The following is a 25930-nucleotide window of genomic DNA, read 5'->3' as shown; positions in this document are numbered from 1 at the left end:
TGACACCGGTGTGAAGGTCCAACGTTTGTGTCGGAGGTCATGGTGCTGATCGGCGAGCTGTCGCGCCGCACGGGAGTGAACGCCCGTCTGCTGCGGTATTACGAGGAGCAGGGACTGCTCGTGTCCGACCGCGACGCGAACGGCTACCGCCGTTACGGCGCGGACGCCCCTTCCCGGGTGGAGCGGATCCGCGAACTCCTCGAATCCGGCTTGTCCAGCAAGGAGATCCGCGAGATCCTGCCCTGCGCCGTCGATGACGGCATCCGCCACTGCGACCATTCGCGCGCCGTTTTGGGCGAGGGCATGGAGCGGCTGGAGGACCAGATCGCCGCCCTCGAGGCGAAGCGCCGCCGCCTCGCCGTCCAGGTCGCGGCCGCCGCGAGCCGCCCGTTCGAGGACGGCCCCGACCTTCCATGACCCCTATGCCTGACATCGGCACCGCGAACGCCGATTGGCCGGTGCCGGACCGGGTTAACCGCCATCATGAGCGGGAAGGAGGTTCCGATGACCGACCAGGACCAGGGATACGCGCAAGGCGACGACGAGCCGTTCGGCTTCGTCGACGACGACGAGGAGGAAGACGAGGAGCTGGAGGAGGACATCCTCGGCTCCCGCGACTACGCCGAGGCCGACCGGTACGGGATGACGCAGGAGGAGCAGCGGCGCGGGACGCCCCTGAACATGGAGCTCGCGGCCGAGGAGCCCGAGGTCTGGGAGGACGACGGCGGCCCCGGTCCCGGCGATCCGGTACCGGACGAGCCCGCCGAGCCGCAGGACCTCGACGGCGGCGGACCGGCGGAAGACGAGCCGCCGCGGGGCTAGGGGAGTCGCCGCTCCAGCGCGATCATCCGCATCCATGACTCCAGAGTGGACACGAGCTCGACGAGGTCGGTCGTGGTCTGCGAGGCCCGTTCATGCTCCCAGTCGGGGTCGAGGACGGCGATGCGAAAACCGCGCCCGCCGTACCAGCCGGCGTCGATGCTGATCTCCCGTGCCTGCGGGCCGCCGCGCTCGGCCGCCTGCTCCGCGCTCAGCCACGGCGGCAGTGCCGTCCGCGCCCAGTACAGGTCCTCGGAGTCGTTGGCCTCCAGCCTGCCATCAGGCAGGCGCCGGACCGAGAGCTCGTTGTAGACGACGTTCCAGCCGGCAGGCACCTTCAGTGGGAGCAGCCCCCAGTCCGCGGAAGCGGCTGCGGCCAGCGGGGAGCCGACCGGGAGCCGGAAGATCGGAACCATGCGCCGCAGCGTACCCGCCGGCGCCGGGAGCGAGAGATGTCGATGCCCGCATTTGCCGGCCACGCGGCAGCGCCCCGCTCCAGGATGGCGATGTCCGGGTTTGAGGGATTTCCTCGAGACCGCGATGCAGCGCGGCCTCACCGATATCGAGCGCCTGATCGAAGAGGACGGGGTCTGAGGGCGGCCCAGTTCAGATCTGCGTCTGGTGCAGGGTCTCCTGGATCGGCTTGTAGATCCTGTCGTAGTGTCCGCTCTCGATGAAGGGGCGGTACCGCATGATCTGCGCCAGATTGTCCTCGAGGTACGTCCTGGACTGCTTGCCGTGCTTGATGAACGACTCGAGCTCAGCCTCTTGGTCGGGGCTCAACGGCGTCGTCGAGCCGGGGCCGCGGCTCGTGGCGGCGATTGCGGCGAAGGTCTGGTGCACGTCGATCGCCTCGGGCAGGAGTGCCTCGATCGCCAGCTGGCACTCGTCGAGTGCGATGAGCATTTCGTTCGCAGTGCGCCGGGCGGCCGCGCGCGCTTCGACCGCCTGAGCGGCCCCTTCCAGCCCGAGGGCGCGCATGTCGATGGTCAGATCGCGCTCGGCGCGCTCGAGCTCTTTCACCGTCCAGCCGATCTCGCGGATCTTCTCGTTCAGCGCCAGTGTGGCTTCGGTGAGCGCATGCTCGGCCGCCTTGATCTCTTGTTCGGCTCCCAAGGTCCGGATCTCATGCAGCAGGCGGTTCGTCTTCTCGAGCGTCTCCTCCATGTTCTTGATCCGCGGCCCGTTCGAGAGGAACCACTCAGCGACCTTCGTCGAAGCCTCCTTGGCGAATTCGATGCCGACATCGGCCGCATCCTTGCCGGAGATGAAGACCTTGAGACTCTTCAGCGTCAGGTCGACGCCGGTGCCGATGTCCTTCGCGTACGACTCGATCCGCTTCTTCTCGGCGTCGACCGCCCCCTTGGCCTTGCCCTGCCAGTCCTGCACCCGCACCTCCGCGGCGGCGTCGACCTTGGCATAGAGCGCGGCCGTGGCCGCGTCGACCGCCCGCATCTCGACTTCGGGCACCGGGGCGACCTCGAACGCCTCATAGGCCTTGAGGTACGCCTCGGTGGCCTTCTCGATCGCCTGCGTCCCGGGCTTGTCGCTCTCGCGCCTGATCGTCGTGGAAGCCTGCTTCACGACCTCGGCGTCCATGCCGGCGTTGTCCCCGAAGCCCTTGAGCGCCACCGCGAGGTCGCCGCAGCGTCCGATCTGCGGCACCACCTCGGTGTTGACGCGGCCGACGAGCGCATTGTGTCTGTCCCGCACCAGGTCCATGGAGAAGATGCCGACGTGGGAGGGCAGCTCGCGCTGGACCGAGACCGGTGGGGCGGAGAGGCGCTGGAGCGAGGGCCGGGAGCCTTGGAGCAACTGTCCGACAGCGCGGTTCCCCATGCGGCGCTGCAGGCGCAGCAGATCGGACTGCGAACTTCGGGCGTGGTCCTCGCCGGTGGCTTCGGAACGCGGGTTCCCGTTGCCGCGGGAGCCCGCCGACGCACGCTCATCATCACGGTCGACGGGCCCACGCTTCACCATTTGTCCAGGCTATGGGCGTTGGGCCTGGAATGCCATGGGAGTCGGTGCTGGCGTTCGGGCAGACCAGTTTGCCTTATGGTGCAACCGGAGTCCGGTCGGTGCCCCGGCACCGACCGGACCCGTCTTTCAGGCCCGGTCGGTGAGCCGGGTGAGCTTGGCCAGGATCTCGGAGGCGGTGACGGGGTCGAGATCGCCCAGCGGTGAGGGCTTGCGCTCGTCGGACCACCACAGCGGCTCGCCTTCGGCGACCGTCGCGAATTCGACGGTCTGCGCCGGGGATTCCTTGGCGTTCCCCGCCCAGATCCCGGGCCGCAGCGCCACTGCGACGACGACGCCGTTGGCGAGGGTGCAGGAGATCCCCGGCTCCACGCCGGCGTCCTCGGGCTTGGCGCGTTCCCAGCCTTGGCCGGTCGATCCGAGGATGCGAAGGGCCTCGATCTCGGCGCCTTCGAAGCGCGTGAGTCGGCCGGCGCGGCGCTCCTCCGGGGTGAGGGCCATGATGGGCCTGGCGAGCTGGTCGAACGGCTGCAGGATCTCGTAGTCGGCGAAGAGCCGGATCCAGTCGGCGGTCTCGTCTCCCATGAGGACCGGGTGGGCGAGGCGGATCAGGGCGTCGTCGGGCAGCTCGACCGGGTCGTCGTGCACGTCCGAGTAGGTGAGGTCCTCGGCGATGCGGAACCCCGTGTTCGCACCGCCGTTCTCGAACGACCACACGAGCCGCCGGGCCAGGTGGCGGTTGAGCGGGTGGCCGACGAAGTACCGCTCGAACTCGGCCTTGGTCCAGGTCCGGGCCGCGACCATGGCCGCTTCGAGGCGGCGCACCTGCTCGGCGGCCACCGTGCGCAGTTCCTTCTTCAACGCGGTGAACCGCTGATAGGCCGCGCTAGCCTTCTCGGCGTCGTCTCTTGCGCCGGGTTTCGGAAGCGCCTTGAGCGCCTTGCCGGTCTGATCGGTGACCACCGGCGCCAGCTGCTCGTCGAAGGCCACGGTGAAGCTGCGGGGTCCGTAGTCGAGCACGAGCGCGTTTTCGTCGCCGAGCCCGAGGTCGGGGACGAGACGGTCGGCGAGCTGCTCGCGGCTGAGGCCGAGGCGTTCGGCGATCGCGGTGATCCGGCTCGTCGCCTCCGCTCCGAAGGCCCTGAACTTCGTCCGGTCGGCGATCTGCTGGAGCGCCCGCATGGCGTCCTCGGTGCCGATCTCGGCGAGCACTTCGAGGCCGATGGCGGCCCGCTTGTGCTGCTTGTCCTCCGGCCACTGGCGCACCCGCTCGGCGAGCCGCGCCACGGTCTCGGCGTCGGCGAAGTGGACGAGCTGCCGGAGCGCCCAGCCGTCCTTCGCGGGCGAACCGGACGCCAGCCACCGCTCGAACAGGGCGAGGCTGAAGCGGGTGAGGGATTCGGGATCGCAGGCCTCGGCCGCGACCTCGAGCCCCGGGTAGTGATAGTCGGGACTGGTCAGCGCGAGCACCGTGACCAGGTGCGGTACCGAGTCGGCGGGCAGCGCCCGGTCGCGTCCCTTGAGGAGGACCTGCGGCAGCGCGGACGGCACGGCCCACTTGCCGGGCTTGACCACCTTGACGCTCGGGGTCAGCGGATCGTCGCTGAGCTGCGCGCCGACGGCCCGGGCCGCTTCGGTTCCGAACGGTTCGGCAGCGGCCGTCACCGCCGCCTTGCCGTGCCGCACCGCCAGGTGGTCCAAGGCGGCCTCGGCGTACCGGCGGCGGTCCTTGTCCGTGTCGAGCGCGTCGGGCACCAGGTACGGGACCGCGGCCAGGCCGTGCTGGTCGAGCCAGCGCAGCGCATGCGGCCGGGCCGCCTTGACCCGCACGAGGCGTTGGGCGGTGATGCGCGCGGCTTCGAGGTTGAGGATGGGGCCCGGCAGCTCGTAGCAGAGGTCGTACTTCAGGTGCAGGCCCTGCACGCGGTCGAGGACGCGTTCGCCGAACCGGGCGAGGAGGCGCTGCAGGTCGGAGGGGTGGTCGGGCGCTCCGGTGCCGTCCCATTGCTCCAGGCGGGGTTCGGCGAGCGAGAGGTCGCCGTTCGCCAGGAACGTGGTCAGGCGCCAGCCGTACGCGTCGAGGTCGGGCAGGGTGCCGAAGTGCTCGAGCCAGAACTCGTTGTGGCGGTCCGGGTCGGGGATCGCGTTCCAGGTGTCCTGTTCGCCTGCGGCCCAGACCAGGTGCGTCTCCGTCGGGGGTTTCAGGCCTGGAACGGCGACGGTCTTGGGGCGCCTCCGCGTCCACGGCGGGGCGACGAGCAGCGGCGGCAGGTCCTCCGGCGCCGCCTCGGGGACGAACCCGGTGGTCGCGAACAGGTCGTCGAGGGCGGCCCGCTCGGTCGCGTCGAGATGGGCGCGGAGCGAGTGGTCGGGGAGGGCCGCGATGGGGACGAGGGCGGCGCGTTCCTTTGCGGACATCGCCGGCGCGAGGCGGGCCGCGGTGCGCAAGGTCCGCAACGGGAAGTTCGCGGCGGCCTTGGTGGCGAAGTCGAACGCGGACGAGCCCTTGAGGCGGGACAGGAGGTACGCCATCGCCTCGTCGCTGGGCAGCAGCGAGACCGCCTCCAGCACCTGCTCCTGGAACCTGGTGCGGAACATGCTCGTGCGGGTCATGCCGGTGAGGATGCCGAAGGCGTCCACGCCGAGGCCGGCGACCAGGGACACGAGGGCGTTGTACCCGATGGAGTGCTCGTCGGTCTCGAGGATGCCCACCGCCGCGATCTGCTCGGGGCTGCTCATCGAGAGCCACACGATGTCGTCGTTGTAGCTGTGCTCGCGCGCCTTCATGAAGTCCGCGCAGCCTTCGAGCACCCATTCGTGCTCGTCGGGGAGCAGGACCATGGCGGCGATCCGCGCGGCGGCGGTCGCACGGCGACCGGCGACGGCCGCGACGACCTCCGCGTACTCGTCGTCGCCCGCCCTGGCCAGCAGGGAGCGCACCGCGGCGATCCCGTCGTGGTCGAGTTCGCGGTCGAGCACCTCGACCTCCTCCGCGGAGCTCTCGACGAGGACTCGCCCCGCGATCGGCGGACGGTCCATATAGGTCTCGGTCTGCTCCTGGGCGGCGAGGAACTCCACCGCCGCGGCCACGGCGAACGCCAGGCCGTGGTCGGTGAACCAGGCGTCGAACGCGGGCCGCATCCACGACTTCCCGTACAGCTCCTTCGGCTCGACCAAGAGCGCCGCGACGGCGGCCGCCCCGCGCGGATCGGCGGCGCCGTCGAGGTACGCCCTGCCCGCGGCGGCCCAGGCCTCGTTCCCGACGAGGGCCAGCGCGGCCCGCAGGTCGTCGGCCTTTTCGGCCTGTTGCCGGGCGAACGCGGTGACGGCCTCCGGGCCGGCCAGCGCGATCGGCCTCTTGAACGGCGTGCCGCGACGCGGCAGCACGCGGTTCTTCCAAGACGCCGGAAGTTTGAGCTTGTCCTCTTGGGGCGCAACGGCTTTGGTCATCATCGTCCTTCGTGCGGCCGGGAATGTCGTCGCCGAGCATAGGAAGTCGGTGCGACATTCCCGTTCTGTCACAGGTTGCGCACTATGGGAGAGCGAGTCGAAATCCCTTCGGCGCGGGGCGGCGCGGCCGCTACCCTGGCCGCATGCTTGGAGAGTCGCCGGTCGCCCGCTTCTGCGACCAGCTCGCGGCCGACTACCACCTGTTCTACGCGGATTGGGACGTGAGCATGGGGCGGCAGGGTCGCGCTCTGGACGCGGTGATCCGGGCCGAGTCCAGCGAGGACACCGGTTTCTTCCAGCCCGTCCTCACCGCGCGGGCCTGACCGCATCGGCGCGCGAAGCGGCTTTCGGGCCACCGCCCGAGCGGACGGCCTTCACACTGGGGTGAGCGCCGATCGCCGGCGCGCCGGGGGAGCAGAGGAGCGAGGAATGATCGTCAATGTGGACCGTTCGAGCGTCGCGATGGGGGACGACACCTACCCGCATGCGCAGCAGGTGGAGATGTCGGAGGGGAGCACCATCGCCGAGGCCGTCGCGTACCTGCGAATCCACAAGTTCCTCGCGTACATCGCGGGCGGGCGCGCGACCTGGCTCCTCGAAGTGAACGGCCGGCCGGCGGCCGTGGTCGCGCAGCAGTGGGCCGAGCCGAAGTTCGCGATCGACCCTTCCACAGAACTCGGCTCGTTCGGTCCCGAAGTCTCGCTCATGTTCAGGTACCGGGCGCAGATCGACCCCGACGACCTCTACGACACCCTCGCCGGCGACTGAATGACTCGGCAATCGCGTTGAACTCCCGCCGCAAAATCGGATAGACCTGACACCATGCGCGCCAACGAGTCCGACACCGAACCGCTCGAGCGGGCGGCTCGTCCGCGAGTGCCGGGCCGCGTGCTCGTCGCGCTCTGCGCCACCCAGATCACGAGCTGGGGCGTCCTGTTCTACGCGCTCCCGGTGCTGCTCGCGGACATCACCGCGGACACGGGATGGTCGACCGCCGCTGTCATGGGCGCCTTCTCGCTCGGGCTCGCCACCTCGGCGCTCGCCGGGATCGGGGTCGGCCACCTCCTCGACCGGCGCGGCCCGCGACTCGTCATGACCGCGGGATCGGTCACCGCAGTGGTGGCGGTGGCCGGCGTCGCGACCGCGCCGAACCTGTGGTGGTTCACCGCCGCCTGGGTCCTCTCCGGGATCGCGCAGGCGGCGGTCCTCTACAAGCCCGCCTTCGCCGCGATCACCGTCTGGTACGGGCCCCGACGGGTCCGGGCGTTGACGATCCTGACCCTCGCCGGAGGCCTCGCCTCCACGGTCTACGCGCCGTTCACCGCGTTCCTGGCGGGACGCTTCGACTGGCGCGGCAGCTACCTCGTGCTCGCGGCGATCCTCGCCGTCCTGACGATCCCCGCCCATGCCGTCGCCCTGGACCCGCCCTGGCCCGGCCACCGGCCGCCCGACGCAACGGGGAAGGAGCGAACGACCCCGCTGGACCGCCGGGCGGTCATCGCCTCACCGGCGTTCATCGCGCTCGCCGCCGCCATCGCCCTGGGCGCGTTCGCGATGGGCACGTCGAACCTCTACCTCGTGCCGCTCATGACCGGCCGCGGCATGGACACGACCACGGCCGCCTGGGCACTGGGGCTCTGCGGCGCCGGTCAGCTCCTCGGCCGCGTCGCGTACGCCCCGATCGCCGCCCGGACCGGGCCGACCGCCCGCGCGGTCGCGATCATCGGCGCCGGGGCGGCGATGCTGCTCGCGACCGCGCTCATCGCGGGTCCCGTCGCGCTCGTCTTCGCCACGGTCATCGTCCTCGGCGCCACGCGCGGCGCGTTCACCCTCCTGGACGCCACCGTCATCACCGACCGGTGGGGACCGCACGGCTACGGCACCCTCCACGGGATCCTCACCGCCCCGGCCACCATCGCGGTCGCCCTGAGCCCCTGGGCCGGAGCCCAGCTCGCCGCCTTGACCGGCGGCAACGCCCCGATGTTCGCCCTCCTCGCCGGCCTCACCGCGGTCGCCGCCGTCATCGTCCTGGCAGAAGGGTCCGGCGCCCGCCGCAGACCGACGCCGCCAGTTGACCCGACCGCCTAACCTGTGACGATGACCGACGGTTTCCGAGTCCCAGATCAGCGCCCGCACCGGCGGATCATGTGGCAGGCACTGGAATGGCCCGGCTGCGAAGACCTCGACCTCGCGTTCGACGGCACCGGCGTCGTCGCCGACGGTCTCGTCATCGCCAGGGTCGACGGCCAGGCGGTCCGCATGGCCTACCGCGTCGAATGCGACGAGCACTGGCGCGCCCGCGAGGTGACCGTCGCACTCCACGGCGAGGCGGCCCGGACCTTCGCCGGCGACGGGGCGGGCACCTGGTTCGAGGACGGCCGCGAACGCACGGACCTGGCCGGCTGCATCGACGTCGACATCGCCTTGACGCCCTTCACCAACACGCTCCCGATCCGCCGCCTCGCCCTCGCCGAGGGGGCCGCCGCGGACCTGGACGTCGTCTACTTCCTGCCCGTCCCGCGGCTCGAGGTCAGCCGGGCCGCGCAGCGGTACCGCCGCACCGGCTCGGGCTACCGGTACGAATCGGGGGCTTTCGGCGCCGACCTGACCGTGGACGACGACGGCCTCGTCACCGACTATCCGGGCCTGTGGGCCATGGTCGACCGCGGCGAAGCTCGCGCGTGAGCCACACGATCTCACCGCGATCGTCGGTGGTGACGTGGTCGCGTTCGAAGCCGATCTTCTCGAGGACCCGGAACGACGCCGTGTTCCAGGTGCGCACGGTCGACCACAGCCGCTCGCGCCCGGTCATGGCCGCGGCTTCGAGGACGGCGGCGGCCGCTTCGGTGGCGTAGCCGTTGCCGTGCACGCGTTTGAAGAGCTCGTAGGCGATCTCGGGCTCGTCGAGCGTGGCCCGGCCGACGGTCAGTCCGCAGTAGCCGATGAAGTCGCCCTCCTCCCGGCGGCGGATCGGCAGCAGGGCGATCCCCGTCTCGGCGGCGGAGGCGAGTCCGCCCGCGATGATGTCGCGGGTCTCCTCCACCGTCGGCGTCCACCCGCCGCGTTCGGCGTGGAGGTCGCGGAGCGCTCCGGCATCCCCTTCGGCCCAGGGCTGCATGGTCAACCGGGCGGTCGCCAGGTGGAATGACATCGGCTCGTATCCAGGCATGGCCCAACTGTGCCCCACGCGCCCCCGCACTCGCAGCGCGCCCTCGCCGACCGCTGCGCGGCGCTGCCCCGCAAGCTCGGGCGAGCACGCTCGGCTGCGCCTGAGGTCACCGATCAGCCGGTGCCGCCGGGCCGACAGCGGATATCCGCTCCGCGAGGTCGGAATGCGCTTCAGCGCTGCGGCCGGGATGGTGTGGTGGACTTGGATCCGCATTGCAGCACCCGCCCACCGAGGGGAAGTCCATGAACCGCGCGAGCGACCTGACCGCACTCGAGCACCGCTACGGGGCGCACAACTATCACCCGCTGCCGGTGGTGCTGGCCGAGGGGGAGGGCGCGTGGGTCACCGACACCGAGGGCAACCGGTACCTCGACTGGCTCGCGGCGTTCTCGGCGGTGAACTTCGGGCACCGGCATCCGCGCCTGGTCGCGGCGGCGAAGGCGCAGCTCGACCGGCTCACGCTCGCCTCCCGGGCCTTTCACACGGACGCGCTCGGCCCGTTCCTGTCAGGGCTCGCCGAGCTGTGCGGCAAGGACGCCGTCCTGCCGATGAACACCGGCGCCGAGGCGGTGGAGACGGCGATCAAGGCCGCCCGCAAATGGGGGTACACGCGCAAGGGCGTCGCCGCCGGGAAGGCGCGGATCGTCGTGTTCGACGGGAACTTCCACGGGCGCACCACGACCATCGTCGGCTTCTCGTCCGATCCGGACGCCCGCGAGGGCTTCGGCCCCTTCGACGGCGGTTTCGACTCGGTCCCGTACGGCGACATCGACGCCCTGCGCGCGGCGATCGGCCCCGACACGGTCGCCGTCCTCATCGAACCCGTCCAAGGCGAGGCCGGCGTGGTCGTCCCGCCCCAGGGCTACCTGCGCGCGGTCCGCGAGGCCTGCGACCAGGGCGGCGTGCTCATGATCGCCGACGAGATCCAGTCCGGGCTCGCGCGCACCGGCCGCACCTTTGCCTGCGACCGCGAGGAGGTCGTGCCCGACGTCTACCTGCTCGGCAAGGCCTTGGGCGGCGGCATCGTCCCGCTCTCGGCGGTCGTCGCCGACCGCGAGGTCATGGACGTCTTCACTCCCGGCACCCACGGCTCCACGTTCGGCGGCAACCCCCTCGCGGCCGCCGTCGGCACCGAGGTCGTCGCCATGCTCGCCACCGGCGAGTGGCAGCGCCGCGCCGCCGCGCTCGGCGAGCACCTCGAAACCGCGCTCGCCGGGCTCGGCGGCGTCGACGCGGTGCGGGTCTGCGGCCTCTGGGCCGGCGTCGACCTCGCCGCCGGCGGCCCGACCGCCCGTGAGGTGTGCGAGCGCGCCGCCCGACTCGGGCTGCTGTGCAAGGAGACCCAGCGCAGGACCGTCCGCATCGCCCCGCCGCTGGTCATCGAACCCGCCGAGATCGACCGCGGCATCGCGATCCTCGCCAGCGCCATCGCCGGCGGCTGATCCGGAGCCGCGGGCCGCTGAGCGGTTGCGGCAGTTCACCGTTCGTGTACGGTCGTGCGCATGACCGACCACTTCTCGGGAGACGACCGGACGATGCGCGAGCGCATGCTCGCCGGTGACTTCTACCTCGCGGACGACCCCGAACTCGCGGGGATGATGCAGCGCGCCGCCGTGCTCTCGGAGCGGTACCGCGCCGCGTTCGCCGACGACTACGAGACCGCCCGCGCCCACCTCGTCGAACTGCTCGGCGAGGTCGGCGAGGGCGCGTTCGTCCGGCCGCCGCTCTATGTGGACTACGGGTCGAACCTGCGCATCGGCGCGCGCTCGTTCGCGAACTTCGGACTCGTGGCGCTCGACGTGGCCCCGATCGTGATCGGCGAGGACTGCCAGATCGGCCCGAACGTGCAACTGCTGACCCCCACCCACCCGCTCGAACCCGGCCCTCGACGCGACAAGCTCGAAGCCGCGCGGCCGATCACGTTGGGCGACAACGTGTGGCTCGGCGGCGGCGTCATCGTCTGCCCCGGTGTCACGATCGGCGACAACACCGTCGTCGGCGCGGGCGCGGTCGTCACCCGCGACCTCCCCGCGAACGTCCTCGCCGTCGGCAACCCCGCCAAGGTGGTCCGCACCCTGGAGCCGTGACCGGCTCAGTCGGACAGTCGGGCCACGGTGATGAGGACGACCGCGTCCTCGAGGACCTCGAGGTCGTAGTCGCCGACGTCGGGGACGGCGATGAGGTCGAAGGGGACGCCCGTGGTGGACTCGCCGTTCGCGGAGAGGCGGACGCGGCCGCGGATGACCAGGAAGGTCGTCTCGGCCGGATTGGGGTTGTCCTCGAGGGACGCCCCGCGGTTGAGGGCGATGAGGGTCTGGCCGAGAATCCGGCCGCTGCCGCCGTGCACGGTCCGCCCCGCCCGGCCCGAGGGCGAGGCCGAAGCGGCCTGCACGAGTTCTTCGACCACGGTTCCTGCTGCGCTTATCTGCATAGGCCGATGCTAAATCGCTAGCACGTTTCACGTTGCCGTAAGCGCAAATCGGCGACGGCAGTGCGCGAAACCCGCATGTCCGGCCCCCCGGCGGTACATCATCGAGGTCCGCCCGGGTACCCGAGCACGGACAGGAGGTGCCGAGGATGACGGAGACGTTCGACGCGGTGGTGGTCGGGGCGGGCCCCAACGGCCTGGTCGCCGCGAACCTGCTCGCCGACGCGGGCTGGGAGGTGCTCGTCCTCGAAGCCGCCCCCGAACCCGGCGGGGCCGTGCGCACCACCGAGATCGCCCCCGGGTTCCGCTCCGACCGGTGCAGCGCCTTCTACCCGCTCGCCGCCGTCTCACCGGTCGTGCGCGGCCTCGACCTCGAACGCCACGGCCTGCGCTGGCGGCGCGCACCGGAAGTCCTCGCGCACGTGCTCCCCGACGGCCGCGCCGCCGTGCTCTCCCGGGACCTCGACCGCACCGCCCGCTCCCTCGACGGCTTCGCGCCCGGCGACGGCGGCGCGTGGCGGAACGAGTTCGAACGCTGGCAACGGGTCCGCGAGCCCTTGATCGAGGCGATGCTTCGCCCCTTCCCGCCCGTCCGCGCCGGCGCCCGGCTCCTGCGGGCACTCGGCGCCGCCGGCGCGCTCCGCTTCGCCCGCGACCTCATGCTCCCCGCCCGCCGCTTCGGCGACGTGAGCTTCACCGGCGAAGGCGCGAAGCTCCTCATCGCGGGCAATGCCATGCACAGCGGCCTCGGCCCCGACCAGGCCGGGAGCGGCCTGTTCGGGTGGCTGCTCTCGATGGTCGGCCAAGACGTGGGCTTCCCCGTGCCCGAAGGCGGCGCGGGCCGGCTCACCGCGGCCCTGGTCGCCCGCCTCCACTCGCTCGGCGGCCGTCTCGACTGCGGCAGGCCCGCCGCGAAGATCCTGCACACCAGGGGCATCGCCGTCGGCGTCCGCGACGCCGAGGGCACCGACATCCGGGCCCGGCGGGCGGTGCTCGCCGACGTCGCCGCCCCGCACCTCTACCTCGACCTCGTCGGCGGCGACCACCTCCCCGCCCGCCTCTCGGCCGACCTCAAGGCGTTCGAATGGGACCCTGCCACGATCAAAGTGGACTGGGCGCTGAACGGCCCGGTCCCCTGGACCGCCGCCGGCGCCGCGAGCGCGGGCACCGTCCACTTGGGCGCCGACCTCGACGGCCTCTCCACGATGAGCGCCGACCTCGCCTCCGGCCGCGACCCGCAGGAACCCTTCCTGCTCATGGGCCAGATGACCACCACCGACCCGACGCGCTCGCCCGCCGGGACCGAGACCCTCTGGGCGTACACGCGGCTGCCCCGCGGCGGCTGGAACGCCGACCGCGTCCGCCGAAGCGTCGAACGCATCGAAGCGGCCATCGAGCGCCACGCCCCCGGCTTCAGAGACCGCGTCACCGCCCGGCTCGTCAGCGGCCCCCGCGACCTCGAAGGCCTCGATCGCAACCTCGACGAAGGCGCCATCAACGGCGGCACCGCGGCCGTGCACCAGCAGCTGTTCTTCCGGCCCGTGCCCGGCCTCGCCCGCGCCGACACCGTCCTGGACCGCCTCTTCCTCGCCAGCGCCTCCGCCCACCCCGGCGGCGCGGTCCACGGGGCCGCGGGCGCGAACGCCGCCCGCGCGGCCCTCGCCCGGAACGGCGCCGCGGGCGAGGCCTACCGCGCCGCGATCGCCTGCGCGCATCGCGTGCTCTATCGCGACGACTGACCGGCCCCACGCCCGTGACCAGGTTTTACGGACCGCCGCGGCGGGTACCTGCCATGCGCGGAGCACGCGGAGCCGCGTCCTCCGCACCAGACGAAGGCGGTGCACGATGAACCGTAAGACGGCGTCAGACGCGATGAGGCGAGGCGTCACCGCGCGCGTCTCGGCCACCCCGGAAGCCGTCTTCGCGGTGCTCGCGGACGGCTGGAACTACGCGTCCTGGGTCGTGGGCGCCTCCAACATCCGCGACGCCGACGATCGCTGGCCCGCCAAGGGCACCCGCATCCGCCACAGCATCGGACCCTGGCCGCTGGTCATCAAGGACTACACGACCGTCGCCGCCGCCGACCCGCCCCACCTGCTCGTCCTCGAGGCCCGCATGTGGCCGTTCGGGAAAGCCCGCGTGCGCTTCGACATCGCCGCCGACGACGAGGGCGCCACGATCAGGATGACCGAACTCGTCGTCAAGGGACCCGTCGCCGCCCTCCCGGACCCGTTCCAGGCCAAGCTGCTCGCGCCCCGGAACCGCGAGACCCTGCGCCGCCTCGCGCGCCTGGCCGAGGCCAAGGCGAAGTCCGGCTGACACGGCCTCCGGGCGGGGCCGGCCGTGACCGGCGCCGCAGAGGAGGCATAGCGGCCGCCGTTTCGGGGAAGGCGTGCCGGATGGAGCCGAACGCCATCCGCAGTGGCCTCAGGGGCGACCTGCGCGGCGCGTGGCGGTTCGCGAGGGCGACCGCGCGGCGCGACACGTGGGCGCGGGAGACGGCGCTGCAGGCGCTCAAGGCCGCGGTCGCCGCCGTGCTCGCGTGGTTCATCGCCTCGCAGGTGCTCGCGCTGCCGCAGCCGTACCTCGCGCCGTGGGCGGCGCTCATCGCGGTCAGGCCGACCGTGCACTGGTCGGCGCTCACCGGCCTGCGCCAGATGGCCGCGGTCGCCATGGGGGTCGTCGTGGCGGTCGCGGCCGTCGCCGTCACGCCCGGCAGGGAGCTGGCGCTCGCGGTCTGCGTGCCGGTCGCGCTGCTGCTGAGCCATTGGCCGCGCCTGGACGACCAGGGCCTCTACGTGCCGTTCACGGCGCTCTTCATGGTCGCCTTGGACAATGTTGACGGTCCGTACGTGCTGGCCCGCCTGGTGGAGACCGCGCTCGGCGCCGGGGTCGGGATCGGGTTGAACCTGCTGCTCGTGCCCCCGGGCCGGGTGCGCGCGGTCGGCACCCGCCTCCACCGCGAGGCCGCCGCGACCGCCGGCCTCCTGCGGGAGGTCGCCGCCGCGCTCCGCTCAGGCCGCGACCGCACCGAGGACGGCGACTGGTCGGCGCGCGCGAAGGCGCTCGAGACGCGCGGGGCCGACACGGCGGCGGCCCTCGACCGGGCTCGCAACAGCCTCCGGCTCAATCCGCAGTCCACCGCCGACGAGTACGCCGTCCTCGACCGCTGCCGGGCCGCGCTCGAACACCACCGGCGGGTCGGCAACGCCGCCAAGGCGCTCGCCGACCTCCTCGACGGCAGGACCCGCCGCGCGATGCCCGACACCGCACTCGACCCCGCCTGCCGGCGGGCCTGCGCGGCAGCCCTCGAAGCCGCCGCTGACGCCCACGAGCGGCAGGTCGCGCACCTGATCCAGCACCGCGGCGACGACGCGCCCCCTGCCCCCGCCGACGCCTCGCCACTGGAGGCGCTGGAATCACGGGCGCACGACGGGGCCGCCGGACCCGCGGTGAGCGAGCTCCGAGCGACCGTCCTCGCCGCCGTGCGCCGCCTCTTCCACGAACTCGCGGCCTGACCCGCGGCGGGCGCTACCGCCCGAGCGGCGGCGCCGGCTCGCCCGGGACCGGCTGATTCGGATCAGGGTCGGTCGGCTCCGGGTAAGGCGGTGTCGGGCTGGGATCGTTCGGGTCCGGATACGGCTGGATCGGGTCGGGCTGCGTCGGCCCGTCCGGCACCGGATCGCCCGGCCCGGGCTCCCGCCGCTCGTCGGTCTCGGTCGCGCGCCGTTCGGTCATGGCTCCCCCTTCGCTAGGACCCGTGGGGGTACCCGGCCGAGGAGCGCCCACGCATGCGCGGCGCCGCGACCGCCTCGGGCCGCCGGCCGAGGCGGCCGCGGGTCGCCGCGAGCAGGACGACGGCGAGGACCGTGAAGCCCGCGAGCTGCACGACCTCGTAGCGGAGGCTGTTGCCGATCCCGGGGAAGAGCACGGGCAGCAGCGTCACGTTGAAGAACGCGTGGGCCACGACCGCGATCGGGCCGCTGCCCTCGGTGCGGTTGTACAACCACGTGAACGGGTAGGCGATGGCGATCGTGAACCCGAGGAACACCAGGTACGGGACGACCGTGGCGGAGAGGTCGCGCCCCGCGTGGTTGTAGCCCTCGATCAGGAACAGCGGCAGGTGCCACAGCCCCCACATCACGCCGAGCACGAACGTGCCGAGCACCGGCCCGAACCGCTCCTGCAGGCGCGGGGTGGCGAAGTTGCGCCAACCGGGCTCCTCGCCGAGCGGGCCGCCGACGACGAGGACGATGACGAAGCCGACCATCCACTCGGGCACCGCGGCAGGGTCCGGCCGGAAGGCCGCCAGCGCGCCCGGCAGAGGAAGCACGCACAGCATGAGGAAGGCGGGCAGGCCGAGCGCGACGAGGACGTACCAGCGCGCGCCGACCCGCCAGTGCACGAGGTCGCGCAGCAGCGCCCGGGTGCCCGCGCGGCCGTCAGCGGCCGCCGTGACGACGAAGGCCGCCAGGAACGGCCCGATGAACGGCGCGGCGAACATCCACGGCACCAGAGGCAGCCGCAGCACGAGGATGCACACGAACTCGTACGCGAACGACGGCGCGAACGAGAGGACGAAGAAGCTCAGCAGGGGCCGGGCCGCGATCAGGCGGGCGAGCGGGCCGCGGCGCGGCGGGGACAGGGTCGGGTTCATGTCGATCTCCTCGGGGGAACAGCGGAACCCGTCCAGACTGCGTTTTCGGGGGCCCCGTCGTGCATCCGTCGTCGGAGGGATCGCGCGGACGGAAGATCCGTCTTTCGGCAGAGGTCGCGGCTCGCCGCCGCTGGGTACGGTTCCCGGCATGGTCAACAGGTCAGCAATGCGCCGCGCGCTCGGCGCCGGCGTCTCGGCAGCCGCGGCGGTCGGCGGCGCCGTCGCGTCGGCGCCGTGGACCGCGGTGCTCCCCGCGGTCGCCTCGACGGTCCTCCTCGCCGCCCCCGGCGCGCAAGCGAGCCGGTACCGGCGCACCGGCGTCGCCGCCGGCGCGGCCGCCGTGGTCTCGCTGCTGTGCACGGCCCTGCACCGCGGACCGGTCTCAGGGACGGCCGGTGCCTGGGTGCTGCTCGAACTCGCCGCGCTCGCCGCCTTGGCGGCGCTCGGGGTGCGGCACGCGCCCGCTTGGCCCGCGACCGGTGCCGCCGTGCTGGTCACGGCCGCACTCGCAGTGCAGCCGCTGCGGATGCTGCGCGACACCGACGCGACCTGGACCGAACACGTCTTCTTCACCGCCGCAGGGACTTGCACCGCCCTGGCCGCGATCGGGGCGGGCGCGGCCCGGCGGTTCGCGGTCCGGCGGCGGGAGCGGTCGCGCGCCGAGACGCGGCGGCGCGAGCGCCTGGCCCTGGCCGGGGACCTGCACGACCTGGTCGCGCACGACGTCACCGGGATCGTGCTCGAAGCGCAGGCGACGCGCGCCGAAGGCGACCCCGCGCAGGCCCCCGAAGCGCTCGAACGCATCGAACGCGCCGGCCTCGAAGCACTCGCCGCGATGGACCGGACCGTCGGGATGCTCAGGGGCGGCGAGGCGCCCGACGCCCGCACCTACGGCGTCGCCGACGTCCCCGAACTCGTCGACCGGTTCGCCGCCACCGCAAGGACGCCGGTCCGCTTCGACTTCGACCCGGACCTGGCCGAACGGGTCCCGCGCGAGGCCGCCGACGCGGTGTACCGGCTGGTCGCCGAGGCGCTGACGAACGTGCGCCGGCACGCCCCGCACGCGGGCGCGATCGAGGTCGCCCTCACCGCCGATCCGGCGGCGCTGGCGGTCCGCGTCGCCGATGCCGGTGCCCGCGAAGGGGTCCGGCACCGGCTCCCGCGCTTGAAGGGCCACGGTGGCACGGGCCTGGTCGCCCTCACCGCCCGGTTCGAAGCGCTCGGCGGCGAGCTGCGGGCCGGACCCCACAGTGGAGGGTGGCGCGTCGAGGCGACGCTGCCGCTGGCGCGGGAGGCCGTGTGACGATCCGGGTGCTCATCGCCGACGACCAGGACACGGTCCGCCGCGGCCTGCGCCGCCTCATCGACGCCCAGTCCGACATGGGCGTCGTCGCGGAGGCCGCGGACGGCGTCCAGGCGCTCGCCCTCGCCCGCTCCGTGCGCCCCGACGTGGCCCTGGTCGACATCCGGATGCCCCGTCTCGACGGACTGGACGTGACGCGCCTGCTGGCCGCCGACACCGGGCCGGCGGCGGTGCGGGTCGTCGTCGTCACGACCTTCGACCACGACGAGTACGTCCACGCCGCGTTGGAGGCCGGCGCGTGCGGGTTCATCCTCAAGCGCTCCGGTCCGGCGCTGCTCGCCGAGGCCGTCCGGGCCGCCGTGGCGGGCGAGTCCCTGATCAGCCCCGCCGTGACGGTCCGCCTGCTCAAGCACCTTGCCCCGCGCAGGACCGAAGGCGTGGAGTCGAACCCGCTCACGCCGCGGGAGACCGAGCTGGCCCGGCTCGTCTCGCGCGGGTTCTCGAACGCCGACATCGCCGCCGAGCTGTTCATCTCGGTCGGCACCGTGAAGACCCATGTGGCGAGCATCCAGGCCAAGCTCGGCACCGCGAACCGGGTCGGGATCGCGGCCTGGTGCTGGCGCACCGGCCGCGCCGACCCCTAGCGGTCCTGGTCGTACTCGTTGAACCGCAAGGTGTTCCCGAACGGGTCGACGAGGGTCATCTCCCGCGCGCCCCACGGCACCTCCTCGACGCCCGGGTTCAGGTACGGGTAGTCCTTGGCCGCGAGTTCCCGGTGGAAGGCGTCCAGCCCGGTCAGCGGCACGAAGACGGCGGCGCCGGGGGTGCCGTCGCCGTGGTGCTCGCTCAGGTGGAGCACGGTCCGGCCGCGTTCGACCTGCAGGTACAGCGGCGTGCCCGGCTCGAACCGGTGCTCCCAGGCGACCCGGAAGCCGAGGTAGTCGAGGTAGAACTCGCGGGCCTTCGCCTCGGAGAAGATCCGCAGGATCGGCACGGGCGAACCGAGGGCCGCCCCGCCGGGGCGGGCCGGTTCGGCGGAAAGCTTGGCGGCCAGGGTGTTCCAGTCGTCGAACCCGAACTGGCGGGCCACGATCTCGAGGCTGCGGCTGTGGGTGAGCCCGGTCGGCCCGTCCCGCTCCAGCTCGGCGCGCAGGGTCTTGGCCATGGTCTTGGCGTCGCGGAAATCGCGCATGAGGTCGTCCTTCTCGCAGCGAAGGTCATGTCCAGTGCCTGCGTTGCCGTCATGTTCGCCGCTGGGAAGGAGTGGAGGCCGAAGCGGATCGCGATGCGTTCACCATCCCCGGAGGGGTGCAGGCGGCCGGCCGCATCAGCCGCGGCCAGCATAGCGACGGCGGTCGGACCCGGTCAACCGCCGCGGGCGTCACTCGCCCAAGACGTGTTCCCCGCGACTGAAGGAGCGGGGCTGGGAGCCGGTGGGCGCCTGGACCACGATCATCAAGACCCGCCCGCCGGTCGAGACCCGGTCCTTCGGGGTGATCATGCCGTACCGGGACGTGGTCCAGGTGCGGCGGATCGCGGAGCCCGGCGAGGCCGCCGGCGGCTCGGAAGCCCGGGAGCGACCGACCGCGCCTCGCCGGATCCGCGACTGCTAGCGGTACCAGCCGTAGAAGCAGTTGGTGGGCCCGCCGGCGTAGTAGGCGTACGTGGTCCGCCAGGTGTTGTACGGCGAGTTGCCGGCGTTGATGTTGTTCATGCCGGGCTTGGCGCAGAAGTGGTCGTCGTCGCCGAAGACGTGCTCGACGGTCAGCATGACGTTGGTGTCGCCGCAGTGGTTGTAGTCCTGCGTGCCGTCGCCCTGCCAGCCGCAGGGCGCGGCGGACGCCGGGGCGGCCAGCGCCAGGCTGCCGGCGGTCGCCAGAGCGGCGGCGGCGAGCATGGTCGCGGCGGTCCGGTTGAACCTCATCGAGTTCCCCCTCGAGTCAATGTGGATGGTCGCGAGCAGGCTAGCACTGGGCGAATCAGGACGAGCGAGCACCAATGGGGCGTAACGACAAGGCGGCCCCGCGCACGCGAGGGGCCGCCGTCCGGTGCGTCAGTGGCCGAGGCCCTTGCCGAAGCCGCCGTCCACGGGCAGCTCGACGCCGGTGGTGAAGGTGGCGTCGACCGCGAGGTAGAGCGCGGCGGCGGCGATCTCCTCGACCGTGCCGCCCCGGCCCATCGGGGTGAAGGCGTTGCCCTGCTCGACGAAGTCGGCCCGTTCCTCGTCGGTCAGTTCGGCCACGCCCATGGTCGGGGTCAGGATGAACCCGGGGGCGACGGCGTTGACGCGGATGCGGCGGGGGAGGAGCTCGGCCGCGAGGACTTTGGCGAAGGCGGCGACGGCCTCCTTCGCACCGGAGTAGACGCTCAGGCCGGGGAAGATCTCGTCGTTCGAGACGGTGGTGAAGACGATCGACCCGCCTTCGGCGAGCAGCGGGGACAGGCGCTGGACGGTGAAGAACGCGCCCTTGGCGTTGACGTCGAAGAGGTGGTCCCAGGACTCCTCGGTGACCTCCTCGAGCGTCTGGAACTCCGCGATGCCCTGGTTGACGAAGAGGTGGTCGACGCCGCCGAGGATCGCCCGGGCCTGCGCCGCGAGGTCGGCGCGGTCGGCTTCGACGGTGGCGTCGGAGCGCACCGGGTGCGCGAGCGGCGTGCCCAGTGCCGCCTGCGCTGCGGTGAGCCGGGCTTCGCTGCGTCCGGTGTAGACGACTTCGGCGCCGCGGTCGGTGAGCGCCCGGACGATGGCCAGGCCCATGCCGGAGGTGGCGCCGGTGACGACGGCTCGCTTGCCGCGCAAGGCGTTCGGGTCGACGGAGGAGGCGGTCGGAAGGTGTTGCGTGGTTGTCATGCGGGCTACGCTAAACCTTGACGTTGACGTCAGAGTCAAACTTCTATGCGGGGAGTCACATGTTCATCGGCGAGCTGTCGCGCCGCACCGGTGTGAGCACCAGGGGCCTGCGCTACTACGAGGAGCAGGGCCTGCTGAGCCCGGTACGGCGCTCCAGCGGCTACCGCGAATACGACGAATCCGATGTGGACAAGGTGCGTCGCATCAGGCTGCTGCTGGCCGCGGGCCTGAACACCGAGCTGATCCGCAAGGTGGTCCCGTGCATGGCCGACGACGGCGAGATCCTGGCCCCGACCTGTGACGAGATGGCGCAGGGCCTCGAACGCGAACGCGAGCGCATGGCCCGCTCGATCGAAGAGCTCAAAGCCGCGCACGCCATGCTCGAGTCCATCATCCGCGCCGGCGAACCGACTGCGGCGCAAGCGGACTGAAAAACGGTGGGCCGCCGGGGCCGCAGCCGCTACCGTGTGAGGGGATCCTGGGGAGGCACCATGCGGACGCCAGAGCGGTTGCGCGCGATGCGAGCGGCGGCCTCGACCGCGGCCGGGCTCGGCCTCGCCGCCGACGACGCGGTCGTCCTGCACGACTCGAACAAGCTCGCGCTGCGGCTGCTGCCCGGCGACGTCCTCGCCCGGGTCGCACCCGCCTCCTACGGCGACGCGGCCTTCGAACTCGACATCGCCCAGCGCCTCGCCGCGGCCGACTGCCCGGTGGCGGTCCCGGACCCGCGCGTGCCCGCGCGCGTCTACGCGGGGGACGGCCTCGACATCACCTTCTGGCAGTACTACGAGGCCGCGGGACCCGGGGCGATGCCGTCGGCCGAGTACGCCGGGGCGCTGGCGCGGCTCCACGCGGGCATGCGCGAGGTCGACGTCCCGACACCGCACTTCACCGACCGGGTCGAGGAGGCGCAGCGGCTCGTCGCCGACCCCGAGCGGTCGCCCGGACTGGGAGCGGCCGACCGCCGCCTCCTTTCGGACACCTTGCGGGACATGCGGGACGCCGTCGCCGGGCGCGGCGCCGACCAGCTCCTGCACGGCGAGCCCCACCCGGGCAACCTCATCGCCGCCGCGGGCGGCCCGCGGTTCATCGACTTCGAGACCTGCTGCCGGGGTCCCGTCGAGTTCGACCTCGCCCACGCCCCCGACGCGGTCGGCGACCACTACCCCGGCGCCGACCAGGAGCTGCTGCGCCACTGCCGCCTGCTCATGCTCGCGATGATCACGGCCTGGCGGTGGGACCGCACCGACGAGTTCCCCGACGGCCGCCGCCTCGGCATCGAATGGCTCGACCAGATCCGCGCCGCGAGAGCCCGCGACTAGGCGGGACCGGCTGCGCTGCAAGTGTCCGGCGCGGCGCATCGCCCGGTGCAGCGCCGCGTCCGTGGGCAGGTCGGGGAGTGAGTCCGGGCCGGGCCTCGAGCGACTGCAGGATCGGCGCGACGACGCACCGCCGCGCGTCCGGCGCGCTACCCCAGTGGCGTTGGCGACCCCGCGTTCGCCGTGAAGACGAGCGAGGGCACCCGCCGGACTTATAGGACGATGGCCTCCAGCTCGGCCAGCGAGCCGATGCGGTGGCTCGCCCCCGAGAAGTCCTGGCCGCCGGTGAAGGCGTTGTGGACCACGGCGCAGTCGATGCCGGCCGCCACGGCCGAGCGCAGGCCCCGGGCCGAGTCCTCGACGACGAGGGCGTCCGCTTTCGCGGCGCCGAAGCGCCCCAAGGCGGTCAGGTAGGGCTCGGGTGCGGTTTGGAGCGCTCGTAGTCGTCGCGGACGAGCACGAACTCCATGAAGTCCCTGATGCGGCGGTGCTCGTGGATGAGGTCGAAGTCCGCGCGCTTCGCCGTCGTCACGATCGCCATGCGCACGTGCTTCGACAGCGCCGCGAGGGCTTCCATGACCCCTTCGATCTCGATGGCCTCGGTCCGCAGGTACTCCTGGTAGTACCGGTCGCGGACGCGGCGCAGCCGGTCGACGGTCGCCTCGTCGACGCCCGCCGCCCTGGCCTGGGCCCAGATGCCGACGCCCTGGCCCATGTCGCGCAGGTACTGATCGCGGTCCGGGGCGAACCCGACCTCGGCCAGCGCGCGCTCCCCGGCCCGGAAGTACCAGCCCTCGGTGTCCACCAGGACGCCGTCGTGGTCGAAGAGGACGAACTGCTTCACCCGCTGCCTCGCTTCGGTCGGCCTGCGCGGGAAGTCTATCCGGGCATCGGCGGCGGCCCCGCCGCCGATGCCCGGCGGGGTTCGCCAGCGGCTCCGGCGCTACCGGGTTGACGGGGAAGGGAAGGACGTGTTCACTCGCGGAAGGCCGAAGTCGGCGGGGGTGCGCGCTGCGCCGTCGCCGGACCGGCCTCGACGGGCGCGCGCCCGGCCGACCCGCTTAGGAGCACGCTTTGATCATCGACAGAGCCGAAGTCATCGTCACCAGCCCCGACCGGAACTTCGTCACCCTCAAGCTCACCACGGACGAGGGCCATACGGGCCTGGGCGACGCGACGCTGAACGGCCGCGAACTCGCGGTCGTCGCCTATCTGCAGGACCATGTGGTGCCCCTGCTGCTGGGCCGGGACGCCCACCGCGTCGAGGACACCTGGCAGTTCCTGTACCGCTCCGCGTACTGGCGGCGCGGCCCCGTCACCATGGCCGCGATAGCCGCGGTCGACACGGCGCTGTGGGACATCAAGGGCAAGGCCGCCGGGATGCCCGTCTACCAGCTGCTCGGCGGCGCCTGCCGCAGCGGACTCCTCGCGTACGGCCACGCCTCGGGCAAGGACAACGAGGAGCTGTTCGACTCCATCCGCTCCCACCAGGAGCAGGGCTACAAGGCGATCCGCGTCCAGACCGGCGTCCCGGGCCTGAAGTCCATCTACGGGATCGCCTCCAACGCCACGTATGAAGCGATGGAAGGCGTCCGGTACGACCACGAGCCCGCCCAGCGCGGCGCGCTGCCCAATGAGGAGGACTGGGACACCCGCTCCTACCTGCGGCACGTGCCCACCGTGTTCGAGGCGGTCAGGAACGAGTTCGGGCCCGAGCTGCCGCTGCTGCACGACGCCCACCACCGGCTCACCCCGATCCAGGCCGCGAAGCTCGGCAAGTCCCTGGAGCCGTTCGACCTGTTCTGGCTCGAGGACGTCTCCCCGGCCGAGAACCAGGAGGCCCTGCGGCTGGTCCGACAGCACACGACCACGCCGCTCGCGATCGGCGAGATCTTCAACACCGTCTGGGACTACCAGCAGATCATCCGCGAGCAGCTCATCGACTACGTCCGCTCGGCGGTGACGCACACCGGCGGCATCTCGCACTTGAAGAAGGTCCTCGACTACGCCTCGCAGTACCAGATCAAGTCGGGCATGCACGGCCCCACGGACATCTCGCCGGTCGGCATGGCCGCCGCGATGCACCTCGGCCTGAGCATCCACAACTTCGGCATCCAGGAGTACATGCAGCACGGCGCGAAGACCGACCAGGTCTTCCAGCAGTCCTTCACCTGGGAAGGCGGGTACCTCCACCCCGGCGACCGGCCGGGCCTGGGCGTCGAGCTCGACACCGACGAGGCGGGGAAGTACCCGTACGTGCAGGCCTACCTGCCGTACAACCGCCTCGCCGACGGAACGGTCCACGACTGGTGAGCGGGAACGGGATCGCGGTGGTGGTCATGGGCGTGGCCGGCTCCGGGAAGACCACGGTCGCGAACCTCCTCGCCGAACGCCTCGGGGCCGACATGGTCGACGCCGACGACCTGCACCCCGCCGCGAACGTCGCGAAGATGGCCTCGGGCACGCCGCTCACCGACGAGGACCGCTGGCCCTGGCTCGAAGCGGTCGGCCGGGCCGTCCGCGATCGCCTCGCCGCCGGGCGGTCCGTCGTGGTCGCCTGCTCGGCGCTGCGCCGCGCCTACCGCGAGGCCATCGCCGCGAGTGCCGAAGCGCCCGTGCGGTTCGCGCACCTCGACGGCTCTCGCGAGCTCATCGCCGCGCGCATGGCCGCCCGTGCCGGGCACTTCATGCCCACCGGGCTCCTCGACTCGCAGTTCGCCGTCCTCGAACCGCTCGAGGCCGACGAGCCGGGCTTCACCGTCGCCATCGACGGCACGCCCGGGCAGGTCGCGGACGCCATCGCACTCCGCCTGCGCCGCAACGGCGCTCCTGCGACCCGCGCGTGACCCCGGCCAGTGGCGGCCGGCCGGCGCCGGACCTGCCCGAGCCCATCCGGCTCATCTGGGACCGCGAGGTCGAGCCCGGCAAGGCCGTCGACCCGACCCTGCCCGTCGCCGACCACGCCGAGGGCCGCAAGGCCATGGAGGAGCGCCGCGCGATCAAGGTCCTCCGCCGGCCGTAGGTCGGCAGTCGCGGTTTCGCCCCGCCCGACTCGCGTTCGCGCCATCGCGGATTGACGCCACTCCACGGACGGGGAGTCGCGGTGCGGCTCGATTTCGGGTTGGATGCCTTCATGGGCTTGCACTCCTTCCACCTCGCGCGGGTACCGCTGGGCCGCGCGCTCGGGGCGCTGCTGCGCGCGCCCGCCGCACCCGGGCTCGTCCATGTCGAAGTGCTCGCGGGGATGCAGCTGGGCGCACCGGTGGTGTCCCCGCGCCGGATGCAGGCGCGCAACCTCGCCGTGTTCGCCGAATGGGCCGACGAGGCCGCGCTCGAAGCGTTCCTCGCCGAACACCCGCTCGGGCGGGCGCTCGGCAGCGGCTGGCATGCGCGCCTCGCCTACCTGCGCCGCTGGGGCGAGGTCCGCGAACTCGCGCACCTCCCCGCCGAGACCGGCCGCACCGACCCCGCCGAACCGGTCGTCGCCGTCACCCTCGCCCGGGTGCGGCTGCCCGAACTGCCGCGGTTCATCCGCTGGGGGCGGCCCGTCGAACGCCAAGTGCGCGACCACCCCGAGACGACCCTCGCGCTCGCCGCCATGCGGCCGCCGCGGACTGTCGCCACGTTCTCGGTCTGGACCAGCTCCCGCGCCATGACCGGCATGGTCTTCGGCCGCGACCGCGGCGACACCGCCCGCCGCCACCACGAGGCCATGGCCGAGCGGGACCGGCGCGACTTCCACCGCGAGTTCACCACCCTGCGGTTCCGTCCCCTCTCCGAACACGGCTCGTGGCAAGGGAAGTCGCACTTCATCCCGCGCCGCCCGGACGCGTAGCCCCGGACCGGGGCGGCCGCGCGTCGGCTCCGCACCTGATCGGCCGCCGCGATGCAACGAGATCCCATGTGCGGGACCCACAGTCAGACGCATCTTCACGCTCGCACGACGAGCTCGGCCGG

The 25930-nt window shown here is 72.5% G+C and carries 29 protein-coding genes and 2 pseudogenes; 20 read left to right on the top strand and 11 right to left on the bottom strand.

Going from position 1 to position 25930, the window contains the following annotated elements:
* Positions 1–27: 27 nt before the first annotated feature.
* The gene (locus tag AB0K52_RS16605; protein WP_363532522.1) at positions 28–417 is read left to right on the top strand and encodes a MerR family transcriptional regulator; all 390 of its coding nucleotides are present in this window, start codon (positions 28–30) and stop codon (positions 415–417) included.
* An 87-nt stretch (positions 418–504) separates the two neighbouring features.
* Positions 505–822 (top strand): hypothetical protein, encoded by a 318-nt coding sequence (locus AB0K52_RS16600; protein ID WP_363532519.1) that lies wholly within the window; start codon positions 505–507, stop codon positions 820–822.
* Here the strand turns inward: AB0K52_RS16600 and AB0K52_RS16595 are convergent.
* From AB0K52_RS16595 to AB0K52_RS16585, 3 genes are all read right to left on the bottom strand, one after another.
* The gene (locus AB0K52_RS16595) at positions 819–1235 is read right to left on the bottom strand and encodes a hypothetical protein (protein WP_363532516.1); all 417 of its coding nucleotides are present in this window, start codon (positions 1233–1235) and stop codon (positions 819–821) included. The two genes, AB0K52_RS16600 and AB0K52_RS16595, sit on opposite strands and share 4 nt — an antisense overlap.
* A 190-nt stretch (positions 1236–1425) precedes the next feature.
* The gene (locus AB0K52_RS16590; RefSeq protein WP_363532513.1) at positions 1426–2799 is read right to left on the bottom strand and encodes a hypothetical protein; all 1374 of its coding nucleotides are present in this window, start codon (positions 2797–2799) and stop codon (positions 1426–1428) included.
* 126 nt (positions 2800–2925) lie between these two features.
* Positions 2926–6246: a DUF4132 domain-containing protein gene (locus tag AB0K52_RS16585; protein WP_363532511.1), complete on the bottom strand. Its 3321-nt coding sequence runs from the start codon at positions 6244–6246 to the stop codon at positions 2926–2928.
* A gap of 143 nt (positions 6247–6389) precedes the next feature.
* On the opposite strand from AB0K52_RS16585, the gene AB0K52_RS16580 reads away from it, so the two are divergent.
* The 4 genes from AB0K52_RS16580 (at position 6390) to AB0K52_RS16565 (ending at position 8931) form a co-directional block, all read left to right on the top strand.
* Positions 6390–6569, top strand: a complete 180-nt coding sequence (locus tag AB0K52_RS16580; protein ID WP_363532508.1) for a hypothetical protein — start codon at positions 6390–6392, stop codon at positions 6567–6569.
* A gap of 106 nt (positions 6570–6675) precedes the next feature.
* Positions 6676–7014 (top strand): hypothetical protein, encoded by a 339-nt coding sequence (locus AB0K52_RS16575; protein ID WP_363532505.1) that lies wholly within the window; start codon positions 6676–6678, stop codon positions 7012–7014.
* Positions 7015–7068: 54 nt separating this feature from the next.
* Positions 7069–8334 carry an MFS transporter gene (locus AB0K52_RS16570; protein WP_363532502.1) on the top strand — a complete coding sequence of 422 codons (1266 nt, stop codon included), beginning with the start codon at positions 7069–7071 and terminating at the stop codon, positions 8332–8334.
* A 9-nt stretch (positions 8335–8343) separates the two neighbouring features.
* A complete protein-coding gene (locus AB0K52_RS16565; RefSeq protein ID WP_363532499.1) occupies positions 8344–8931 on the top strand; it encodes a putative glycolipid-binding domain-containing protein in 588 nt (195 codons plus the stop codon).
* Here the strand turns inward: AB0K52_RS16565 and AB0K52_RS16560 are convergent.
* On the bottom strand, positions 8876–9415 hold the full coding sequence (locus AB0K52_RS16560; protein ID WP_363532496.1) for a GNAT family N-acetyltransferase: 540 nt from the start codon (positions 9413–9415) through the stop codon (positions 8876–8878). The two genes, AB0K52_RS16565 and AB0K52_RS16560, sit on opposite strands and share 56 nt — an antisense overlap.
* Before the next feature lie 242 nt (positions 9416–9657).
* On the opposite strand from AB0K52_RS16560, the gene rocD reads away from it, so the two are divergent.
* Positions 9658–10857: an ornithine--oxo-acid transaminase gene (gene rocD, locus AB0K52_RS16555; RefSeq protein WP_363532493.1), complete on the top strand. Its 1200-nt coding sequence runs from the start codon at positions 9658–9660 to the stop codon at positions 10855–10857.
* Positions 10858–10917: 60 nt separating this feature from the next.
* On the top strand, positions 10918–11502 hold the full coding sequence (locus tag AB0K52_RS16550; protein ID WP_363532490.1) for a sugar O-acetyltransferase: 585 nt from the start codon (positions 10918–10920) through the stop codon (positions 11500–11502).
* 5 nt (positions 11503–11507) lie between these two features.
* On the opposite strand, the gene AB0K52_RS16545 is transcribed toward AB0K52_RS16550, so the two are convergent.
* Entirely contained in the window at positions 11508–11846 is a 339-nt protein-coding gene (locus AB0K52_RS16545; RefSeq protein WP_363532487.1) for a LuxR family transcriptional regulator, read from the bottom strand.
* Positions 11847–11992: 146 nt separating this feature from the next.
* Between AB0K52_RS16545 and AB0K52_RS16540 the strand changes: the two genes are divergently transcribed.
* The 3 genes from AB0K52_RS16540 (at position 11993) to AB0K52_RS16530 (ending at position 15361) form a co-directional block, all read left to right on the top strand.
* Positions 11993–13582, top strand: a complete 1590-nt coding sequence (locus AB0K52_RS16540; RefSeq protein ID WP_363532484.1) for an NAD(P)/FAD-dependent oxidoreductase — start codon at positions 11993–11995, stop codon at positions 13580–13582.
* Between the two features lie 106 nt (positions 13583–13688).
* Entirely contained in the window at positions 13689–14162 is a 474-nt protein-coding gene (locus AB0K52_RS16535; protein WP_363532481.1) for an SRPBCC family protein, read from the top strand.
* Between the two features lie 80 nt (positions 14163–14242).
* Positions 14243–15361: an FUSC family protein gene (locus tag AB0K52_RS16530; RefSeq protein ID WP_363532478.1), complete on the top strand. Its 1119-nt coding sequence runs from the start codon at positions 14243–14245 to the stop codon at positions 15359–15361.
* A 13-nt stretch (positions 15362–15374) separates the two neighbouring features.
* Here the strand turns inward: AB0K52_RS16530 and AB0K52_RS16525 are convergent, their stop codons facing one another.
* Together AB0K52_RS16525 and AB0K52_RS16520 are read right to left on the bottom strand one after the other, a co-directional pair.
* On the bottom strand, positions 15375–15581 hold the full coding sequence (locus AB0K52_RS16525) for a hypothetical protein (protein WP_363532475.1): 207 nt from the start codon (positions 15579–15581) through the stop codon (positions 15375–15377).
* A gap of 13 nt (positions 15582–15594) precedes the next feature.
* Positions 15595–16500, bottom strand: a complete 906-nt coding sequence (locus AB0K52_RS16520; RefSeq protein ID WP_363532472.1) for a type II CAAX endopeptidase family protein — start codon at positions 16498–16500, stop codon at positions 15595–15597.
* Between the two features lie 148 nt (positions 16501–16648).
* Here AB0K52_RS16520 and AB0K52_RS16515 point away from each other — a divergent pair, with 148 nt between their 5' ends.
* Together AB0K52_RS16515 and AB0K52_RS16510 are read left to right on the top strand one after the other, a co-directional pair.
* Complete coding sequence (locus tag AB0K52_RS16515) at positions 16649–17803, top strand: histidine kinase (RefSeq protein ID WP_363532470.1); 1155 nt, start codon at positions 16649–16651, stop codon at positions 17801–17803.
* Complete coding sequence (locus tag AB0K52_RS16510) at positions 17800–18447, top strand: response regulator transcription factor (protein ID WP_363532467.1); 648 nt, start codon at positions 17800–17802, stop codon at positions 18445–18447. The genes AB0K52_RS16515 and AB0K52_RS16510 overlap by 4 nt, the downstream gene beginning before the upstream one ends.
* Here AB0K52_RS16510 and AB0K52_RS16505 read toward each other — a convergent pair.
* Positions 18444–18995, bottom strand: a complete 552-nt coding sequence (locus AB0K52_RS16505; protein ID WP_363532464.1) for a glyoxalase superfamily protein — start codon at positions 18993–18995, stop codon at positions 18444–18446. The genes AB0K52_RS16510 and AB0K52_RS16505 overlap by 4 nt on opposite strands.
* 241 nt (positions 18996–19236) lie before the next feature.
* On the opposite strand from AB0K52_RS16505, the gene AB0K52_RS16500 reads away from it, so the two are divergent.
* On the top strand, positions 19237–19416 hold the full coding sequence (locus AB0K52_RS16500; RefSeq protein WP_363532461.1) for a hypothetical protein: 180 nt from the start codon (positions 19237–19239) through the stop codon (positions 19414–19416).
* Here AB0K52_RS16500 and AB0K52_RS16495 read toward each other — a convergent pair.
* Complete coding sequence (locus tag AB0K52_RS16495) at positions 19413–19727, bottom strand: DUF6355 family natural product biosynthesis protein (RefSeq protein ID WP_363532458.1); 315 nt, start codon at positions 19725–19727, stop codon at positions 19413–19415. The genes AB0K52_RS16500 and AB0K52_RS16495 overlap by 4 nt on opposite strands.
* 129 nt (positions 19728–19856) lie before the next feature.
* On the bottom strand, positions 19857–20654 hold the full coding sequence (locus AB0K52_RS16490; RefSeq protein WP_363532455.1) for an SDR family oxidoreductase: 798 nt from the start codon (positions 20652–20654) through the stop codon (positions 19857–19859).
* A 59-nt stretch (positions 20655–20713) separates the two neighbouring features.
* Here AB0K52_RS16490 and AB0K52_RS16485 point away from each other — a divergent pair, with 59 nt between their 5' ends.
* The gene (locus AB0K52_RS16485) at positions 20714–21085 is read left to right on the top strand and encodes a MerR family transcriptional regulator (RefSeq protein WP_363532598.1); all 372 of its coding nucleotides are present in this window, start codon (positions 20714–20716) and stop codon (positions 21083–21085) included.
* 60 nt (positions 21086–21145) lie between these two features.
* Positions 21146–21976 carry an aminoglycoside phosphotransferase family protein gene (locus AB0K52_RS16480; RefSeq protein WP_363532452.1) on the top strand — a complete coding sequence of 277 codons (831 nt, stop codon included), beginning with the start codon at positions 21146–21148 and terminating at the stop codon, positions 21974–21976.
* Between the two features lie 209 nt (positions 21977–22185).
* On the opposite strand, the pseudogene AB0K52_RS16475 reads toward AB0K52_RS16480, so the two are convergent.
* A pseudogene (locus tag AB0K52_RS16475) lies at positions 22186–22817 on the bottom strand (HAD family phosphatase).
* 230 nt (positions 22818–23047) lie between these two features.
* On the opposite strand from AB0K52_RS16475, the gene manD reads away from it, so the two are divergent.
* The 4 genes and pseudogenes from manD (at position 23048) to AB0K52_RS16455 (ending at position 25808) form a co-directional block, all read left to right on the top strand.
* Positions 23048–24286, top strand: a complete 1239-nt coding sequence (gene manD, locus AB0K52_RS16470) for a D-mannonate dehydratase ManD (RefSeq protein ID WP_363532449.1) — start codon at positions 23048–23050, stop codon at positions 24284–24286.
* Positions 24287–24312: 26 nt separating this feature from the next.
* Positions 24313–24819 carry a gluconokinase gene (locus AB0K52_RS16465; RefSeq protein WP_363532596.1) on the top strand — a complete coding sequence of 169 codons (507 nt, stop codon included), beginning with the start codon at positions 24313–24315 and terminating at the stop codon, positions 24817–24819.
* Positions 24820–24851: 32 nt separating this feature from the next.
* Positions 24852–24995 (top strand): annotated as a pseudogene (locus AB0K52_RS16460) (IMP dehydrogenase); the annotation flags it as partial.
* 111 nt (positions 24996–25106) lie between these two features.
* Entirely contained in the window at positions 25107–25808 is a 702-nt protein-coding gene (locus tag AB0K52_RS16455) for a hypothetical protein (protein ID WP_363532446.1), read from the top strand.
* Positions 25809–25930: the final 122 nt, after the last annotated feature.

The organism is Glycomyces sp. NPDC049804 (assembly GCF_040674615.1).
Taxonomy (GTDB): Bacteria; Actinomycetota; Actinomycetes; order Mycobacteriales; family Micromonosporaceae; genus Glycomyces; species Glycomyces niveus.
Note: the sequence above shows the minus strand (reverse complement) of the source record. Positions and strands in the feature narration are given on the sequence as shown.